Source organism: Enterobacter cloacae complex sp. 277I4 (assembly GCF_050031465.1).
Taxonomy (GTDB): domain Bacteria; phylum Pseudomonadota; class Gammaproteobacteria; order Enterobacterales; family Enterobacteriaceae; genus Enterobacter; species Enterobacter cloacae.
Map to the genome: position 1 here is coordinate 3,898,936 of NZ_JBLGWC010000001.1, position 15,891 is coordinate 3,914,826.

Here is a 15,891-nt window from a genome sequence, read left to right on the forward strand (position 1 = left end):
CGCCAGCAAAATCTGGCGTCGGGATTGGCATCCCGGTTATGATTGGAGACGGCGTAAGTCCTTGTTACGCCGCACGTCTGGCTACATTCCAATGGTGGGCTGGGCGGGGGCGTCGCAAGACGCGCCGGTACACTCCAAGCCGGTAATGCCAACTCCGTTCAGACCTGCCACCCGGAAATTGGCATTTCCGCGGCCGGGTTAATTACCTGATTGGAGAAAAATCATGACCACCAGTAACGCACTTTTCACGACCCCTTTCGACTGCAACACCGACTTCATCGATCTTGCCGACAATTGCCAACGCTATTGCGAAGCGCTGGTGGAAGAGACCAATCCCGCGAGAAAAATAGCCCTCTGCGGTCGTCTTGCCTCGACTTTTGCCCTGCTCCGCCCAATGCTGCTGGAGCCTATCCCTGAGCACCTACAGGAACGTCTCACCGTCGATCGGTTTCCCGAACGTGAGCCTGTATTCAACACCGAATCCGACCAGCTCTGCCGCTACTGCGAGGAAATTACCCAACTGTTGATGACTGGCGCGCTCACGCCCGGATCCGCACGCGTGATGGGGGATTTGCTCTTTGAACTCACTGGATATTTTGCCGACCAGCTAAAAGCCCCGCGCTGGCTGAGGACGGAGGCTGGAATCGCGTTGCTGGGTTGAGGTGGTTTTCTCCCTCTCCCTGTGGGAGAGGGCCGGGGTGAGGGCATCATACCGCACCTGTTTTATATTTATAAACAGGACGTTAATTATGAATAACCAGGAAAAATTACGCATCTCAACGACGCCACGCGCATTACCTTCGCCCAAAAGGGGCTTCTTTAAGCGCCCACTGCCCCGGCGTTTTACCGGTCCACGCGCTGAAGACCTCAATGAATGCGCTGACGCTGCTGTAACCGCAAGACAGCGCAATCCATCCCACCGGCTTCCCCGCGGCCAGCCACTCCATTGCCTGCATTACCCGCGCCAGTTGCCGCCAGTTAACGAAGTTCATTCCGGTCTGGGCACGAAACCGACGGTTGAACGTACGCACGCTCATCCCCGCCTGGCGGGCATGGCTCTCAACCGTCTGATTATCATCGACAAACTGCAGCAAATGCCTGACTACGTCCTTCAGACGCGGATCCGTCGGCACGGGCAGAGAAAAGTGCACCTGAGGTGCCACGGCAAGCTCATCCAGCAGCAGGGTGAGCTTTCGCGGATCGTACTCGCTTTCAGCAACGCTTAAGCGGGAAAACAGTGCATGGGTAAGATCGTCGGGCTCGAACAGGGCGGGCACATCGGGAAGCCTTGCACAGCAGGCGGGGTCAAGATAGATGGCGCTGCCTTCTATCGCGCTTTCAGAAAAGGCGGCGTGCTGATTACCTGGCGGGATCCAGCCGATGTGTTTTGCCGGTACGACCGAGCGCCCCCGCTGCGACTCAATCACCAGCAGACCCGTTGCAATGCGCCACAGCTGGCCAGCGCGATGGCTGTGCCAGGGGGTTCGGTACCCGCCAGGATGAAGGAGCGTCTCAGTACTGACCATATCATTTTGACCGAAAATCGTTATTCATCGGCGTATTACAGAAACTGCGTCTTCGGCTGTCAAGGATAATGGCGACTAAACCACATAAGGAGCCCCTAATGAGCATAATCACATCCCTGATAGCCGACACCGACAACGCCGCGCAGCGCGAAAAGATGGCGTGCCTGTTAACACGCTTATTCAACGGCGATATCGATCCGGCAGAGGTCTTTACGCCCGATTACCAGCAGGTTACGGACGGTCACACGCTTGATTACCGGGGATTTATCCAGCACCTGAGCCACGTCCGCTCGCAGACTCGCACGATCGCCTTTACCGTGGCGGAGATAGCCTGTCATGACGAACTTCTGGCTGACCGGCATATCGTGACGGTCACGTATCCTGGCGGTCGTCAGGCAGAGATCGAGGTTTACCTGTTTGCCGCGCTGCGTGAAGGGAAAATCTGGCGGATCCATGAAGTCACGCGGGCCCTCAGCGGCGATGCTTCAGATCGCACGCTGGCCCATGCGACAGAGTAACGTCACTCCGCCGGGCGCGGTACGCTACGGTTATATACCTCAACATAACGCGCAAATTTACCGATAAACACGCCCGCAAATACCCCGCCTGAGATAATCGCCAGCGCGCTCATGGCGGGTTGCTGCATTGTATGGGGAGAGATGGCGCTCATCACGCCCAGCACATACTTCACCGCGAACGCCAGCATCATAAACGGCAGCGCGGTGTAGTCTGCCTGACGGTGGAGGCTGCGCGGTGCCTCAGCTCGGGTGATAGCCGCCTGCTTAATCAGGAAGTACCCCAGTGCCGCACCGGCAAGGATCCCCGCCGTCCACAATGCAACAGTCGCAGGAGTCAGCGTGCGATAGACCACCAGATCGTAAATATCCCAGATAAGAAAAATGCCCGGAATGATAGCAAGCCGCTCCAGCGTCACGGTGGCCGGCTTGCGGGCTTTAATGCCGCGGGAGATAAGGAAGATAAACAGCACCCACACCCAGGCGGGTGTGTGCGTAACGACACCGAGCAGAAATTCAAACATGGAGATCACCATGGACGATCGCGGCTCCTGCCGCCCTGAACGCGTATTGCGCATAACGGCAGGAGCGCCATTATGCGCAGGTCTTTTACAGCGATTTTTTCAGGCGACGAACCGCCTCTTTCAGCTCTTCATCCGTTGGCGTGACAAACGACATACGCAGCGTCGAATGGTCTGGCTCATTGCAGTAGAAAAATTCGCCCGGCACAAATACTACGCCGTTACTTAACGTCTTTTCCAGCCAGCGCGTGGTATTACTACCATTTTTCATATTCGCCCACAGGAACATGCCGCCCTTCGGCTTGTGGAACGACATCACATCGCCCAGCTCGGCTTCCAGTTCGTTGGCGAACGTCTGATACTTCTGACGATAGGCTTCGCGGATCATTTTGATCTGTCCGGCCAGACGCCCGGTTTTCAGGTATTCGTAAGTCATCAGCTGCGACAGCGTACTGGTGTGCAGATCGGTGGTTTGCTTCAGGTTCACCACCGCACGCTTCAGCCACTCCGGTACCAGCACCCAGCCCACACGGGTGCCCGGCGCGAGAATTTTAGAGAAGGTTGAGGTATACACCACGTTCTCTTCGTTGCCGATATCTTTGGCATGGGCAATTAACGGGCGGAAAACTTCGTCGGTGTAATTAATTTCACTGTACGGATCGTCTTCGATAATCACGAAGTCATAGCGCTTCGAGAGTTCCACCAGCTGTTTACGGCGCGCCTCAGACAGCGTAACGCCACCCGGGTTACCAAATGTCGGCACAATATAAACCGCTTTGATGGGTTTATTTGCCACCAGGGCTTCGAGTTCATCCACTTTCATGCCGTCGCCATCGGTGCCAACGGATTCGAAATTCGCCTGCGCCAGACCAAAGACCTGCAGCGCGGCAAGATAGGTTGGGCGTTCGACGACGACGGTATCGCCCGGATTAATTAACGCGCGCGCCAGCACGTCGAGGGATTGTTGTGAACCGGAGGTCACGACCACATCATCCGCTTTGCAGCGGATCCCGCGCCCTTCGCAGATGCGCTGAATCTCTTCCCGCAGTCCCGGCACACCCTCGGTCAGACCATACTGGAAGGCTTCACCAAAATGCTGCGACAGTACGGCATCAGCGGCGATTTTCAGGCCTTCGTGATCGAACAAAGCCGGGTTAGGAATACCCCCACCCAGCGAAATGACGCCTGCCATTTTGCTATGTTTTAATAATTCACGGATGGCGGAAGATTGCAGGCCCTGCGCGCTGCTGGCGAGTTTGTTTGCAGACATTCTTTGATTACCTTCTTTTTTATATTGTGCCCAATCTTAGCAGAATATGAGCAATAAATTCCGTTAGCTTCGGGAGGGGACGTAAATCCTGACGCCACAGTAAATGCACCGGCCTCGGCGCGGGTGTAAACGGCTCCAGAACCCGAACCAGCCTGCCGCTTGCCAGCTCTTCCGCCACCAGCACCTCCGGCTGCAGAAGCAGCCCCGCCCCGGCGCGCGCCGCCATGCGTAAGCCGTAGCCGTCGTTGCATCGTAAAATGGCATCGCGCTTCCAGCGCACCTCGCCCTCCACACCCGGCAACCGCCATTCGTTACGCGCGGTCCATACCGTGTGGGAAAGGCAGAGATGGTCCACCAGATCGGCAGGCGTTTGCGGCGTACCGTGGCGCGCCAGATAATCCGGCGACGCGCAGATCACCATGTTGTAAGGGCACAGGTATTTCGCCACCAGATCGTCATTGCGAATATCACCAATGCGAATGGCCAGATCGACCCCCTCTTCCACCAGATCCACCATCCGGTTAGTGAGATCCAGTTCGATACGCACTGCCGGGTAGCGCTGCAAAAAGGTGGCGGTCAGCGGCGCGATAACGCAGCCGCCAAACGACGTAGGTGCCGTCACGCGCAGGGTGCCCGCCGGTGCGGCGCGCAGACGTTCCACTGCGCTTTCGGCAATGGCCACCTGCTCCAGCACCCGCTTCGCCTCGTCATAATAGACCCGCCCGGCGTCGGTCAGGCTTTGACGTCGCGTATTGCGCTCCAGCAGACGGGTGCCAAGCTCGGATTCCAGCAGCGCAATGTACTTCCCCACCATCACCGACGACATATCCAGCCGGGAGGCCGCCCCGGTAAAACTGCCGCTTTCCACTACGGCGATAAAGGTTTCCATGCCGCGAAGCTTATCCATATTACAAACCTCTGGTTAGCAATCTTCTAACTTTAGCCCAGTTTATCCGACTTTTAATTTATTAAAGAATGCAGGCTCACAACATGAGGAGTCGGCTATGAAAATCATCATTATTGGTGCCAGCGGTACGGTCGGTCGCGCAGTAACGGAGGCGCTCAGTCGCCGCCACGAAGTGATCCGCGTGGGCCGCACGCAGGGCGATGAGCAGGTGGATATTACGTCACAGGCGAGCGTGCAGGCGCTGTTTGAGAAGGTCGGTCGTGTGGATGCGATTGTCTCCGCCAGCGGCGGGTTGTACTTTGGCCCCCTCACCACCATGAAAGACAGCGATTTCAATCAGGGGTTACAGGATAAACTGCTCGGACAGGTGCGCCTGGCGCTGACCGGCCAGCACTACCTGAACGATGGCGGCTCCATTACCCTGATTAGCGGGATTGTGGCGCACGAGCCCATCGCGCAGGGCGTCAATGCCACCACGGTGAATGCCGCGCTGGAAGGGTTTGTTCGCGCTGCCGCCTGCGAGCTGCCGCGCGGGATCCGCATCAACCTGATAAGCCCGACGGTCCTCACCGAATCGGTCGAAACGTACGACGGCTTCTTCCCGGGCTTTGAAAGCGTGCCGGCCGCCGCCGTGGCGCAAGCCTATCGCCGTAGCGTGGAAGGGGTGCAGACCGGGCGGGTGTATAAGGTGGGTTACTGAAGCAGGAAAGGGGCGAGGAACGCTCGCCCCGTCACGATCAGAGCCTGCTTCGGATTTTCTCCACCATAGCGGTGGTTGAGATCCCGTAGCGGTCGTGCAGGGTTGGCAGCGCCCCCGCATCAAGGAACGCGTCCGGCAATGCGACGGTATCGAAATCCACGTTCACGCGGTTGCGCATTAACAGCGACGCGACGGCCTCACACAGCCCGCCAACGCTGCTGTGGTTTTCCGCCACAATAACCAGCCGTCCCGGTTTCGCGGCCTGCGCCAGAATGGTCTCCTCATCCAGCGGTTTAATGGTGGGCGAGTGCAGTACCGCCACGCTGACGTTATCCTTACGCAGTTGCTTTGCTGCCTCCAGCGCGCGCATGGTCATTAGCCCTGAGGCGATGATCAGAACGTCGCTCCCCTCTTCCAGCAGCGCGGCTTTGCCCAGCGTAAACTGGTAATTGTACTGGTCCAGCACCACCGGCACCTTGCCGCGCAGCAGTCGCATATACACCGGCCCATTGTGCGCCGCGATCGCCGGTACAGCCTGTTCGGTGTCTATCGCGTCGCAGGGATCGATGATGGTCATCCCCGGAATACCTCGCATAATCGCAATATCTTCCGTCGCCTGGTGGCTCGGACCGTAGCCCGTGGTTAACCCCGGTAGTGCAGCGCATATCTTCACATTGAGATGCTCTTCGGCGATAACCTGATGAATAAAATCGTAGGCACGACGGGTGGCAAAGACCGCATATGTCGTGGCGAAGGGAATAAACCCCTCTTTTGCCATTCCCCCGGCCGCGCCCATCAAGAGTTGCTCCGCCATCCCCATCTGGAAGAAACGTTCCGGATACGCCTGGGCAAAGATATGCAGATCGGTATATTTCGACAAATCCGCCGTCATACCGACAACTTCCGGGCGCTGTTCCGCGAGCTTCACCAGCGCATGGCCGAACGGTGCAGAGCGCGTCTCCTGGCCGTCTTCCGCAATAGAGGCAATCATGGCCGACGTGGTTAAACGCGGTTTTTTCTCCGTTATCTGGCTCATTACAGCACTCCTTCAGGTTTGTTGGCATCCAGCACGGCGAGTGCCTTTTGCCACTCGTCAGCATCCACGCGAATAAAATGGTTCTTGTCACGTTGTTCGAGGAAAGGCACACCTTTGCCCATCAGCGTGTCGCACAAAATGACGCGTGGCTGGTTTTCCGGATAGCGTCTGGCGTTATCAAACGCCGCCACCAGCGCAGGGACATCGTTGCCATTTACGCGCTGCACATACCAGCCGAACGAGGTCCATTTATCCTCCAGCGGCTCAAAGCCAAGGATCTTGTGCGAATTGCCGTCTGCCTGCTGGCGGTTAATGTCCACCAGCACGATCAGGTTCGACAGGCCATGGTGCGCTGCAGACATAGCCGCTTCCCAGGTTGATCCTTCGTCAAGCTCACCGTCCGACATGGAGTTAACGACCCATGCCGCGCTCTGCTTGTGCTTCAGCCCCAGCGCCATGCCGACCCCAATACTTAACCCCTGCCCCAGCGAACCACCGGAGATCTCCATGCCCGGCGTGTAAGTTGCCATACCGGACATTGGCAGGCGGCTGTCGTCCGAGCCGTAGGTCTCCAGCTCCTCTTCAGGAATGATCCCGGCTTCAATCAGGGCGGCATAACAGGCAATGGCGTAATGACCGTGGGAAAGCAGAAAACGGTCACGACCTTCCCACTCCGGCTCGTCCGGCTTGAGGTTCATACCGTGGGTAAACGCGGTGGCCAGTACGTCGGCATAGCCCAGCGCCTGCCCGATGTAGCCCTGCCCCTGCACTTCGCCCATGCGCAGCGCATAGCGGCGAATACGCCATGCCGCCGCGGCAACCTGTTGAACTGTGGTATCCGTCATCGTCGAGTCTCCTTAATGGATCAGCATGCCGCCGTTCACGTCGAGCGTGATACCGGTGGAGTAAGACGAAAGGTCGCTGCCAAGGAACAGCGCGGCGCGGGCAATATCCTGCGCGTCGCCGAGGCGGTTAAGCGGAATGCCCGCCAGGATGGCGGTTTTCATCTCATCGCTCAGCTTGCCTGCGGTGATGTCCGTCTGGATAAGGCCGGGTGTAATGCAGTTTACGCGTACGTTATCCGGACCCAGCTCGCGGGCCATCGCTTTCGCCAGGCCCAGCACACCTGCTTTAGCTGCGCTGTAGTGGGGGCCGCCAAAAATACCGCCGCCGCGCTGTGCTGATACCGATGAAATGCAGACAATGCTGCCTGACTTCTGCGCGCGCATGGTGGGGATCACCGCCTGGGACATCAGCAGCGTGCCGCGCAGGCTGACGTCCAGCACCGCGTCGTAATTCTCGCGTTTAATATCCATCAGCTTAATCGGCTGAGTAATTCCGGCGTTATTCACCAGAATATCGATGCGCCCGTATTTTCCCAGCACCTGCTCAATGGCGGCGTTAACCTGTAATTCATTGCTGACGTTCGCCGCAAGGCCCAGATGCTCTTCACCCAGATTCGCCGCCGCTGCCCGACTGGCCTCAGCATCTAAATCGATAATCACCACCTTCGCACCCTGCCCGGCATATAATTTAGCCGTGGCAAAACCCAAACCGCGTACAGAAGCCGCGCCGGTAATAACGGCGACTTTATCTTTCAGTAGCATATATTTACTCCACTATGGTAAAAGGAATTTATTTTTTATTTCGGTTCATCCAGCAACATAATCACAAACAGGCCAATCGCTGCACAAACACCGAAATAAATAAAGACAGAATTAAAACTTCCTGTTTTATCCAGCAGAAAACCTGCCAGCATCGGGGAAACAAATCCGCCGAGATTTCCGCCGCTATTGATAATTGACGCAGCTATCGGATAGGTTTTACTGTCCGCAACGGCCATACCGTAAGCCGTAAAAGCAGGCCAGCCGATATTCAGACAGAGGCCGACAAAAAACAGCCCCACGCAAACCGCAACGGTGCTTTGCGGAATATTCAGCATGATGACCATCATTAACACGGTGCTGATGGCGGTAAACATCATGGTCGGTTTACGCCGACGGCCGAGCAGTTTGTCGGATACGTAACCGCCAAAAATCGCCCCGATAAATCCGCCGATGCACGGCATACTGGCGACCAGCCCCATGCTCATAAACGTAAAGCCTTTCTCTTTCACCAGATAGAGCGGGATCCACGTCAACAGGCCATACAGCACGCTGACCATCATGAAATAGGCCAGACAGTCGCCGAGGATATTCTTCGAGGTAAACAGCCCTTTTACCGTGCTCACCGGGGCTAAGTCCCGCACGCGAATCAGGCGGTCAAGGCGCGCAAAGCCCGGTGAAATCACGATGTTTTCCCGTCTGGCGTCCGGCGTCTCCTGACCCACAGTAATGGTCTCCAGTTCGGCTTTAGAGACGAATGCGCTCTCTGATGGTCTGGTGCGCACCAGCAGATACCACAGAACGGCAATGACCAGACCGGGGATCGCGAAGGAGAAGAAGACCCAACGCCAGCCCCAGGTCATGGCGATCCACACCGCCAGCGGCGGCACGAGGATCGGCGCGAACATGGTGGCCGCGATGTAGACCCCCGTGGCCGTCGCCTTCTCCCTGGGTGGAAACCAGTTATTGATGGTGGAGGCCAGCCCGACGGGGCACGGACCCTCCGTTAACCCCAGCCCCAGACGAATAAACTTCAGACCCAGAACTGAGGTCGCCGTGCCCATCAGCCAGGTAAACGCCGAGAAGCCGAATATCGACAGCGCCACCATGCCGCGAATCCCCTTTTTGGCGATAAAAAAGCCCGCTGGAATTTGGCTCAATGCGTATCCCAAAAAGAACATACTGGCGATGGCACCGGCTTCGAAATTATTAATATGAAACTCATCAATGATAAAGGGCAGTACTGCACCAATATTTGTTCGGTCAGCATAGTTAATGGCATACACAATAAAAATTAATGCCAGCACAACGAAACGGTAATTGGTTTTTTTAGTGTTTATGTAGGGGACAGCATGTTCTATACGAGACATAACTTACCTCATTATTCGAACAACGTGAGTCGTTTTATTTTTACGTTCAAGGTCAATATATCGGCTCATGAATGAAACACCATTCAATAAACCTCATTTATTGCTGAGATAAATTTGATTCGCGATACAGCTCAAAAAAATAACATCGGGATAAAATTGCCCGCATGTCGTCTCAATGTTATGTTTTTTATCAATAAACATGACAGGAGTAGGCTATGTCCGCGCAGGATCGCCAGACGTTATCACTGCCCTCGCTCAGAAATTTGCAGGCATTCATCGCCGTCGCTAACGCATTGAGCATCCATCAGGCGGCCGAACAGCTCAACGTCACCCCCTCCGCGGTCAGCCATCAGATCGCGTCGCTGGAGTCGTGGATGGGCAAGAAATTATTCATCCGCAGCGGCAAAGGGGTTCAGCTCACCCCAACGGGTGAAAAATATCTGCGGGAGGTCTCGGCGGCGATGAGCGCTATCGGACGCGCCACCGATCAGATCGTCAAAGAGAAAGATAACGCCGTGCTTCGGGTGCACTCCTCGCCCACCTTCGGGTTGTCATGGCTGTTGCGCCGCCTGGGTAAGTTTCGCGCCGAATATCCCGATATCACCATCAATCTCACCTGCTCCTATGAGAATCTGCAATTCGCCAGAGATAATATTGATATTGATATCCGCCACGGTATCCCGGACTGGGATGCTTACCGGGTGATGACCATAAAAAACGACACGCTGGTGGTGCTGGCCTCGCCGGAATATGCGCAAAAACACCCCATCAGCACACCCACCGATCTGCTGCAACAGTCACTCATCTCGTCCACCAGCACTCTGGTGAACTGGGAAAAATGGTTCGCCTGGCACAATATCGACAGGCCCTGGCTCAACTTCAGCCTCAGCTTTGACCGCTCCTATATGAGCTTTGAAGCGGCGCGCATGGGGCTGGGATTTATCCTTGAGAGCAAAATGATGGCGACAGACCACCTGAAAGATGGCTCACTGGTGCAGGTACTGCCGGATGAGATGGGGATCGCCATTAACGCGCATCATCTGGTAATGCCGCATATGCATGAACGCGCGTGGAAGATCCAGCAGTTCGTTGAGTGGATTGACCGGGAGCTGCGGCTGTCGGGTTATCATCTGTAACGTCGGGTGGCGGCTTCGCCTTACCCGACCTACAAAATCTGCGGCCTGTTGCCCTCACCCCAACCCTCTCCCACCGGGCTGAGGGATCCCCAGTAATATGGTCATGCCACCATGACCATATTACTGTACTCTTTTCCCAGCTTTTTCATCTCGTTAACTATATTCAGCCGTCTCACTTTCCCGGGCTCATGCCGGATGACTTCTTCTGCCAGACTCAGGTATGACAGCACCCGTCTGTGCCTGATGCTGCTTGCCTGATAGTGCCAGTGTAAACACTGCCTTTCTGCCCTGTAACCTGCCAGCCACATCACCAGGCTTGCCATTGCCGCGACCATATTCAGCACTTCCAGTCGCCCTTTTCCCTGACTCCGGCTCAGCCTCAGACCGAACCCGAAGCGTGGACTTTTGTCGTCCCGGAAGTTTTGTTCTATCTGCATTCTGCGGCTGTACAGGGCCATTATCTGGTGCGGCTCCAGTCCCTCTGCATTACTGAACAGCAGCCAGGGCTCCCGCGCGCTACTGCGGTGTTCCCGCTGTGTTTTCGGCATCCCCCCTTTTCCCTGACGCCCTGCGTCAGGGCGCTTATGCAGATAGAACCGGCCGTAACAGGGCGTTCGTGGTTTACGGGACAGGACACCGTAACCCACGCAGACCGGTTGTCCGGTAGCCTCAAGCTCACTGATTTTCATCCATTTTTTATCTCCGTCCAGCCGGAAGCTGATGCAGCCCCTGACCCTGCCGGTGAAGCTCCAGCCCAGCTGGCTGACATGCCGGAACCAGTCTGTCCGGAAGCCTGCATCCGTAATGATGGTGACGGCTTTATCTTTCGGGATGGCATCATGCAGGCGGTCAAGGAAGCGGCACTGTACATCGCTGTTCTGCGCCAGCTCTGCGGGGACAACCTCACTCATAAGCGGCAGTGAGCGACCATTACAGACCAGGCTTGCCCGCAGAAGATACCAGTTCCTGTCATGCCAGCCTGTCCAGTCGACAGCAATCACACAGAAGGGCATCAGGGAGGTGATGGTATGTGTGAGCAGGTGCTGAATACGGGGAATATCCCGGTGAAGGGCGGTATTACCCAGGGCACGGTCAACACGTTTAATTTTATTTTTGACGTGCGCTCTGCCGGGAAGAGTGCGACCAAGGCTGGTCAGGGTCAGATCCGCACCGTGCGTGAGGGCAACGGCCATGGAAACAAGGACATTAATCCGGAAGCTGTGAACATCCGGTAAAGACGCGGAGAAAAATTTCTGGCAGACTGTCTGTAAAGGCACGATGAGGTCTCTTCTGATTTGTTAGCGCAACCAGTAGATCACACTTCATCGTGCTTTTCATTTTTCTGGGGAACCCTCAGCCCACCGGGAGAGGGAGAAATGCACATCAACCCACCGTGCCCCAGACAAGGTTCCCCTTATGGAAGGTCGCGGTGCGCGGTGAAATGCGCGCCACCGCCTCGGCGGAACAGGAGGCGTCCACCAGCACAAAGCTGGCGTCGTCCTGCGCTTTCGGCCAGACGCGTTCACCTTTGTCGTTCAGCGGCAGCACGTCACCGGTCGCAATACCTAAAGCGCGGGACAGCGTCTGCTCATTAGGGCGGATATAGAGCTGGGCGTAGAGATTCGCTTTTTCCAGCATGTCCCCCAGGCCGTACGGCGACCAGTGGTCGATCACGCTGTCGGTGCCCGTCATGACAAACACGCCTTTATCGCGCAGCTGCTTCAGCGGCATGTGCAGGGTGCCAATCGGCACGGTGGAGGCGATAGTCACCTGCTGCGCCGCCATGCGGGTGGCAATTTCGTCCACCTGCTGCTCGTTGAGCGTGGCCAGCGCAAAGGCGTGGCTGATGGTCAGTTTGCCCTTCAGTTGCGGGGTTTTCTCCACGGTTTCGACCATGTAGTTCACCGCTGCCACGCCCGCCGGGCTGGTTTCGTGCAGGTGAATATCTACCCCTTTGTCGTAATCCAGCGCAATCTGGAACATGGTGTCGAGAGATTTCTCCATCGCCCCGTCAACGTTGGTTGGGTCCAGCCCGCCCACGTAGTGCGCCCCGGCCTGCATCGCCTCGCGCATCAGTTTTTCGGAATTCGACAGCAACAGGCCATGCTGTGGAAACGCCACGATCTCGCACTCAAATCCGGGCTTGCGACGCGCCAGCACCGCCTGCAGGTTCTCGAGATTCTTCATGCCCGAGACCGGCTCAATATTGCAGTGGCTGCGGGCGAGGGTGGAGCCTTTCGACTGGATCAAATCGATCAGCTTTTCGGCGCGCTCCTGGGTATAAGGCTGGAGTTCGGGGAGCAGCTTCTGCTCAAGGCGGATCATATCCTGAATGGTTGTACCCGCCGGGCGGTTGAGCGAACGCCACGGGCCGCCGTAGAAGGTTTTATCCAGGTGAATGTGCATATCGCGCATCGCCGGGAGCATCAGCTTGCCGCCTGCGTCATAGTGCGGCAGGGTGGCGTCCGCGTGACTTTTGTTATCGCGCAGGGCGACAATTTTCCCGTCTTTGATCTCCAGCGTTTTCAGCTCGGTGCGGGTGCTCGTCGCCACGCCGCCGTCGACGTTAAATCCGGCCTCCAGCAGCACGTTGTCCAGGTAGTAGTGTTTAGCGGTGATGTTCATCGGTTTGCCCGTCTCGCAGGTTGGTTTTGCGGAATCGGCAGCATACGCGACGGAGCCGGTCGCGCCAAACAGCGCGCAGGCGGTGACCATTTTGCCGCTCTGGCTGATGAATTCACGGCGGCTTTTATTTTCACTCATCTTATCTTCCTTCATTAACAATATGGGTACCGGTTTCCCCGCGTAGCGCGGCGGGCAGGCAGTCTGGCGAGGTGATGATCACGCGCTTGCCGCCATGGCGTAAAAATTCCAGCGAGGCGACGATTTTGGGCAGCATGCTGCCCGCCGGGAAATGGCCCTCGTCTTTGTAACGCGTCATCTGCGCCACGCTCACCGTGTCCAGCGCCTGCTGGTTCGGCTTGCCAAAGTGGATGCACACTTTTTCGACCCCGGTGGTGATCACCAGCACGTCGGCGCGGATCTCGCGCGCCAGCAGCGCGGTGGAGAGATCTTTATCAATCACCGCGTCAACGCTCTGGTAATCGCCCTGCTCAGTGCGCACCACCGGAATACCGCCGCCGCCCGCGCCAATTACCACAAAGCCTTTTTGCGTCAGGGTCTTGATGGCATCGGCTTCAACAATGCGTAACGGCTGCGGCGACGCCACCACGCGACGATAGCCCCGGCCAGAATCCTCAACAAAGTGCCAGTCCGGATGCGCCTGCTGCAGTTCATCGCGCTGCGCTTCGCTGAAGAATGCGCCGATGGGCTTGGTCGGGTGGCTAAAGCCCGGATCGTTTTTATCCACCTCCACCTGAGTGACAACGGTGACCGCTTTTTGCTCACCGCGCGCAGACAGGCGGTTATTAAGCGCCTGCTGGATCAGGTAGCCGATACCGCCCTGCGTATCCGCCACGCAGTTGGCCAGCGGCGTGAGCGGCAGTCCCTCCCGTTCGTGGGCGATTTCGGCGCGGCGCAGATCCAGCCCGACCTGGGGGCCGTTGCCGTGCGTGAGCACAATGTCGTAGTCGGATGCCAGCATCTCCAGCACCGACTCTGCCACCGCCTTTACCGCCTGCGCCTGATGTTCAACCGACTGGCTGGCGTTATCTTTGATAATGCTGTTGCCGCCGATGGCGACGACCATAAGCTCTTTCATTTTGTTTCCTTTAGAAGGTGCGTTCTGGTGCCCTCACCCCGGCCCTCTCCCACAGGGAGAGGGGGATTAATAGAGATATCCAGCACATGCTTCACCACAAACATGCCGCCCATCATCAGATACGCCGTCACAAACATCAGCGAACTGCCTTCGGCAAAGCCCACCACCGGGGCGTGGATCACGCCAAACAGCGCCAGCAGTGCGCCACCGGCGGCAGCAACGGCGCCGCGCAGCGGTTTGTTGATAATGGCGAAGATGGCGATGCAGCCCCACAGCATGCTGGCGAGCGGTGCGCCGCTGCCCAGATGCACCAGCCCCTCGTAGTAGATCCCTTTACTGTGCAGCACGTCGGTGCCGATTTTCGCCGCGCTGGTGCCCGCCGCGCCCATCACGCTGTTCATCATGGTCAACGCCCAGTTGGCGATCCACGGGAACAGGCAGATGAAAATCACGGGCACCTCCACTTTGGGCGTTTCCCTCACCACCTGGTTGGCGGTGACAACGCCGATAAACACCAGGATCGGCACGATGGCGGTCATCGGAATGATGGCGAGCATAAACGCCCCCAGCCCGAACAGCGGCACGATAAACATCGTCACGCCGGAGGCCAGCGTGTAGCCGATGCTGGCGCCCATCGCTTTCCAGCCCGCATGACCCACATAGACCGTCACCGGGAACGGATTGCCCATCAGGCAGCCGAGCATGGAGGCCAGGCCGTTCGCCAGCATTACCTTGCGGGTCGGGTACTCGTCTCCCGCCGCGTGGGCGCTTTCAATGTTTTCCAGGTCGAAGATGTAGTTCGCCAGCCCCAGCGGCACGGCAGACGCCAGGTACGGCAGCGCGTGCGGCAAGCCCTGCAGGAAACCTTCTACATGGACTTCGGGCGGGTTAAAGCCGAAAGAGGACATCGAGGCTTTGATTGCCTCCGGGCTTTGCAGGCCGGAGATCCACGCTAACACCGTGCCAGCAATCAACAACAGCAGACCGGTCGGGATCCTGGCGAAGATCGGTTTTTTGCCGAACCAGTTAATGAAGATCAGCAGCAGCAAAATGAACGACACGGTGGGCGCTTCAAACGCCTGCAGCATCGGGTTCATCGCCAGCAACAGCAGGCCCAGGCCCGACAGACACGAGAGCAGCACGGTACGCGGGATCATCTTGCGGATGGTCTCCCCCAGGAAAGAGCCGCCCGCCAGAATCATCGCCTCGACAAAGCACCACACCAGACCGATCTGAATGGCAAAATCAGCGTCACCGGTTTGCTGGTAGACCGGCATCAGGACCAGAAAGGTGACGGTAAAAATCGACGGCGCGCTCGGGCCTGACGGCAGCGCGGTGACGTCCGTTCGTCCGGTGGCGCGCGCCATCTGCAGGCCAAACCACGCGTAGCAGACGCTCGCCACCAGCACCGCCAGCCCGAAGGCCGGTGCGATGCGTCCATAAACAATCTCCTTCGGGATGCCGACGACAAAAATGAGCAACCCCATCATGGTCAGCAAATTGGTCAGGTTGTTGGTCATCAACCCGAAATATGCCGCCCAGTCACCTCTTTTCCACTCCAGTTTCATGTTTTTCATGGATGCTT

General features: G+C 57.3%; 16 protein-coding genes. 4 read left to right on the forward strand and 12 right to left on the reverse strand.

The window, feature by feature from the left end; translation table 11 throughout:
* Window positions 1-223 precede the first annotated feature (223 nt).
* Window positions 224-661, forward strand: coding sequence for a hypothetical protein (locus ACQG19_RS18945; protein ID WP_020690745.1), 438 nt, complete (start codon window positions 224-226; stop codon window positions 659-661).
* A gap of 133 nt (window positions 662-794) precedes the next feature.
* Here ACQG19_RS18945 and ACQG19_RS18950 read toward each other — a convergent pair whose 3' ends face one another.
* Complete coding sequence (locus tag ACQG19_RS18950) at window positions 795-1,526, reverse strand: helix-turn-helix domain-containing protein (RefSeq protein ID WP_038980944.1); 732 nt, start codon at window positions 1,524-1,526, stop codon at window positions 795-797.
* Window positions 1,527-1,624: 98 nt separating this feature from the next.
* Here ACQG19_RS18950 and ACQG19_RS18955 point away from each other — a divergent pair, with 98 nt between their 5' ends.
* On the forward strand, window positions 1,625-2,044 hold the full coding sequence (locus ACQG19_RS18955; protein WP_013098393.1) for a nuclear transport factor 2 family protein: 420 nt from the start codon (window positions 1,625-1,627) through the stop codon (window positions 2,042-2,044).
* Between the two features lie 2 nt (window positions 2,045-2,046).
* On the opposite strand, the gene ACQG19_RS18960 is transcribed toward ACQG19_RS18955, so the two are convergent.
* The 3 genes from ACQG19_RS18960 to ACQG19_RS18970 all read right to left on the reverse strand — a co-directional run bounded on the left by ACQG19_RS18960 (window position 2,047) and on the right by ACQG19_RS18970 (window position 4,739).
* Window positions 2,047-2,565 (reverse strand): DUF6622 family protein, encoded by a 519-nt coding sequence (locus ACQG19_RS18960; RefSeq protein WP_029883923.1) that lies wholly within the window; start codon window positions 2,563-2,565, stop codon window positions 2,047-2,049.
* Window positions 2,566-2,650: 85 nt separating this feature from the next.
* Window positions 2,651-3,832, reverse strand: coding sequence for a PLP-dependent aminotransferase family protein (locus ACQG19_RS18965; protein WP_038420464.1), 1,182 nt, complete (start codon window positions 3,830-3,832; stop codon window positions 2,651-2,653).
* Between the two features lie 19 nt (window positions 3,833-3,851).
* Entirely contained in the window at window positions 3,852-4,739 is an 888-nt protein-coding gene (locus tag ACQG19_RS18970; protein ID WP_020690740.1) for a LysR family transcriptional regulator, read from the reverse strand.
* A gap of 97 nt (window positions 4,740-4,836) precedes the next feature.
* On the opposite strand from ACQG19_RS18970, the gene ACQG19_RS18975 reads away from it, so the two are divergent.
* Window positions 4,837-5,439 (forward strand): short chain dehydrogenase, encoded by a 603-nt coding sequence (locus ACQG19_RS18975; protein ID WP_222169184.1) that lies wholly within the window; start codon window positions 4,837-4,839, stop codon window positions 5,437-5,439.
* A gap of 37 nt (window positions 5,440-5,476) precedes the next feature.
* On the opposite strand, the gene ACQG19_RS18980 is transcribed toward ACQG19_RS18975, so the two are convergent.
* Genes ACQG19_RS18980 through ACQG19_RS18995 form a run of 4 tightly spaced genes read right to left on the reverse strand, consistent with a single transcriptional unit; the run spans window position 5,477 to window position 9,449 of the window.
* On the reverse strand, window positions 5,477-6,475 hold the full coding sequence (locus tag ACQG19_RS18980) for a transketolase family protein (protein WP_201749379.1): 999 nt from the start codon (window positions 6,473-6,475) through the stop codon (window positions 5,477-5,479).
* Window positions 6,475-7,320 carry a transketolase gene (locus tag ACQG19_RS18985; protein ID WP_013098399.1) on the reverse strand — a complete coding sequence of 282 codons (846 nt, stop codon included), beginning with the start codon at window positions 7,318-7,320 and terminating at the stop codon, window positions 6,475-6,477. Before ACQG19_RS18985 ends, ACQG19_RS18980 begins: the two co-directional genes overlap by 1 nt.
* Before the next feature lie 12 nt (window positions 7,321-7,332).
* The gene (locus ACQG19_RS18990; protein WP_023620857.1) at window positions 7,333-8,082 is read right to left on the reverse strand and encodes an SDR family NAD(P)-dependent oxidoreductase; all 750 of its coding nucleotides are present in this window, start codon (window positions 8,080-8,082) and stop codon (window positions 7,333-7,335) included.
* A 35-nt stretch (window positions 8,083-8,117) separates the two neighbouring features.
* On the reverse strand, window positions 8,118-9,449 hold the full coding sequence (locus ACQG19_RS18995; RefSeq protein ID WP_038980953.1) for an MFS transporter: 1,332 nt from the start codon (window positions 9,447-9,449) through the stop codon (window positions 8,118-8,120).
* Window positions 9,450-9,664: 215 nt separating this feature from the next.
* Between ACQG19_RS18995 and ACQG19_RS19000 the strand changes: the two genes are divergently transcribed.
* Window positions 9,665-10,585, forward strand: coding sequence for a LysR substrate-binding domain-containing protein (locus ACQG19_RS19000; RefSeq protein WP_013098402.1), 921 nt, complete (start codon window positions 9,665-9,667; stop codon window positions 10,583-10,585).
* A 101-nt stretch (window positions 10,586-10,686) separates the two neighbouring features.
* Here ACQG19_RS19000 and ACQG19_RS19005 read toward each other — a convergent pair whose 3' ends face one another.
* From ACQG19_RS19005 to ACQG19_RS19020, 4 genes are all read right to left on the reverse strand, one after another.
* On the reverse strand, window positions 10,687-11,862 hold the full coding sequence (locus ACQG19_RS19005; RefSeq protein ID WP_038418736.1) for an IS4 family transposase: 1,176 nt from the start codon (window positions 11,860-11,862) through the stop codon (window positions 10,687-10,689).
* A 106-nt stretch (window positions 11,863-11,968) separates the two neighbouring features.
* Window positions 11,969-13,348: an amidohydrolase family protein gene (locus ACQG19_RS19010; RefSeq protein ID WP_114519419.1), complete on the reverse strand. Its 1,380-nt coding sequence runs from the start codon at window positions 13,346-13,348 to the stop codon at window positions 11,969-11,971.
* A 1-nt stretch (window position 13,349) separates the two neighbouring features.
* On the reverse strand, window positions 13,350-14,306 hold the full coding sequence (locus ACQG19_RS19015; RefSeq protein ID WP_013098404.1) for a carbamate kinase family protein: 957 nt from the start codon (window positions 14,304-14,306) through the stop codon (window positions 13,350-13,352).
* Window positions 14,303-15,883, reverse strand: a complete 1,581-nt coding sequence (locus ACQG19_RS19020; protein WP_246932978.1) for a xanthine permease — start codon at window positions 15,881-15,883, stop codon at window positions 14,303-14,305. Before ACQG19_RS19020 ends, ACQG19_RS19015 begins: the two co-directional genes overlap by 4 nt.
* Window positions 15,884-15,891 lie beyond the last annotated feature (8 nt).

Bases quoted from the DNA above. Each gene is read 5' to 3' on its own strand.
- ACQG19_RS18955 (WP_013098393.1), top strand. From the start codon at position 1,625: ATGAGCATAATCACATCCCTGATAGCCGACACCGACAACGCCGCGCAG.
- ACQG19_RS18965 (WP_038420464.1), bottom strand. From the start codon at position 3,832: ATGTCTGCAAACAAACTCGCCAGCAGCGCGCAGGGCCTGCAATCTTCC.
- ACQG19_RS18945 (WP_020690745.1), top strand. From the start codon at position 224: ATGACCACCAGTAACGCACTTTTCACGACCCCTTTCGACTGCAACACC.
- ACQG19_RS18975 (WP_222169184.1), top strand. From the start codon at position 4,837: ATGAAAATCATCATTATTGGTGCCAGCGGTACGGTCGGTCGCGCAGTA.
- ACQG19_RS18990 (WP_023620857.1), bottom strand. From the start codon at position 8,082: ATGCTACTGAAAGATAAAGTCGCCGTTATTACCGGCGCGGCTTCTGTA.
- ACQG19_RS19015 (WP_013098404.1), bottom strand. From the start codon at position 14,306: ATGAAAGAGCTTATGGTCGTCGCCATCGGCGGCAACAGCATTATCAAA.
- ACQG19_RS18950 (WP_038980944.1), bottom strand. From the start codon at position 1,526: ATGGTCAGTACTGAGACGCTCCTTCATCCTGGCGGGTACCGAACCCCC.
- ACQG19_RS19000 (WP_013098402.1), top strand. From the start codon at position 9,665: ATGTCCGCGCAGGATCGCCAGACGTTATCACTGCCCTCGCTCAGAAAT.
- ACQG19_RS18985 (WP_013098399.1), bottom strand. From the start codon at position 7,320: ATGACGGATACCACAGTTCAACAGGTTGCCGCGGCGGCATGGCGTATT.
- ACQG19_RS18980 (WP_201749379.1), bottom strand. From the start codon at position 6,475: ATGAGCCAGATAACGGAGAAAAAACCGCGTTTAACCACGTCGGCCATG.
- ACQG19_RS19010 (WP_114519419.1), bottom strand. From the start codon at position 13,348: ATGAGTGAAAATAAAAGCCGCCGTGAATTCATCAGCCAGAGCGGCAAA.
- ACQG19_RS19020 (WP_246932978.1), bottom strand. From the start codon at position 15,883: ATGAAAAACATGAAACTGGAGTGGAAAAGAGGTGACTGGGCGGCATAT.
- ACQG19_RS18960 (WP_029883923.1), bottom strand. From the start codon at position 2,565: ATGTTTGAATTTCTGCTCGGTGTCGTTACGCACACACCCGCCTGGGTG.
- ACQG19_RS18970 (WP_020690740.1), bottom strand. From the start codon at position 4,739: ATGGATAAGCTTCGCGGCATGGAAACCTTTATCGCCGTAGTGGAAAGC.
- ACQG19_RS18995 (WP_038980953.1), bottom strand. From the start codon at position 9,449: ATGTCTCGTATAGAACATGCTGTCCCCTACATAAACACTAAAAAAACC.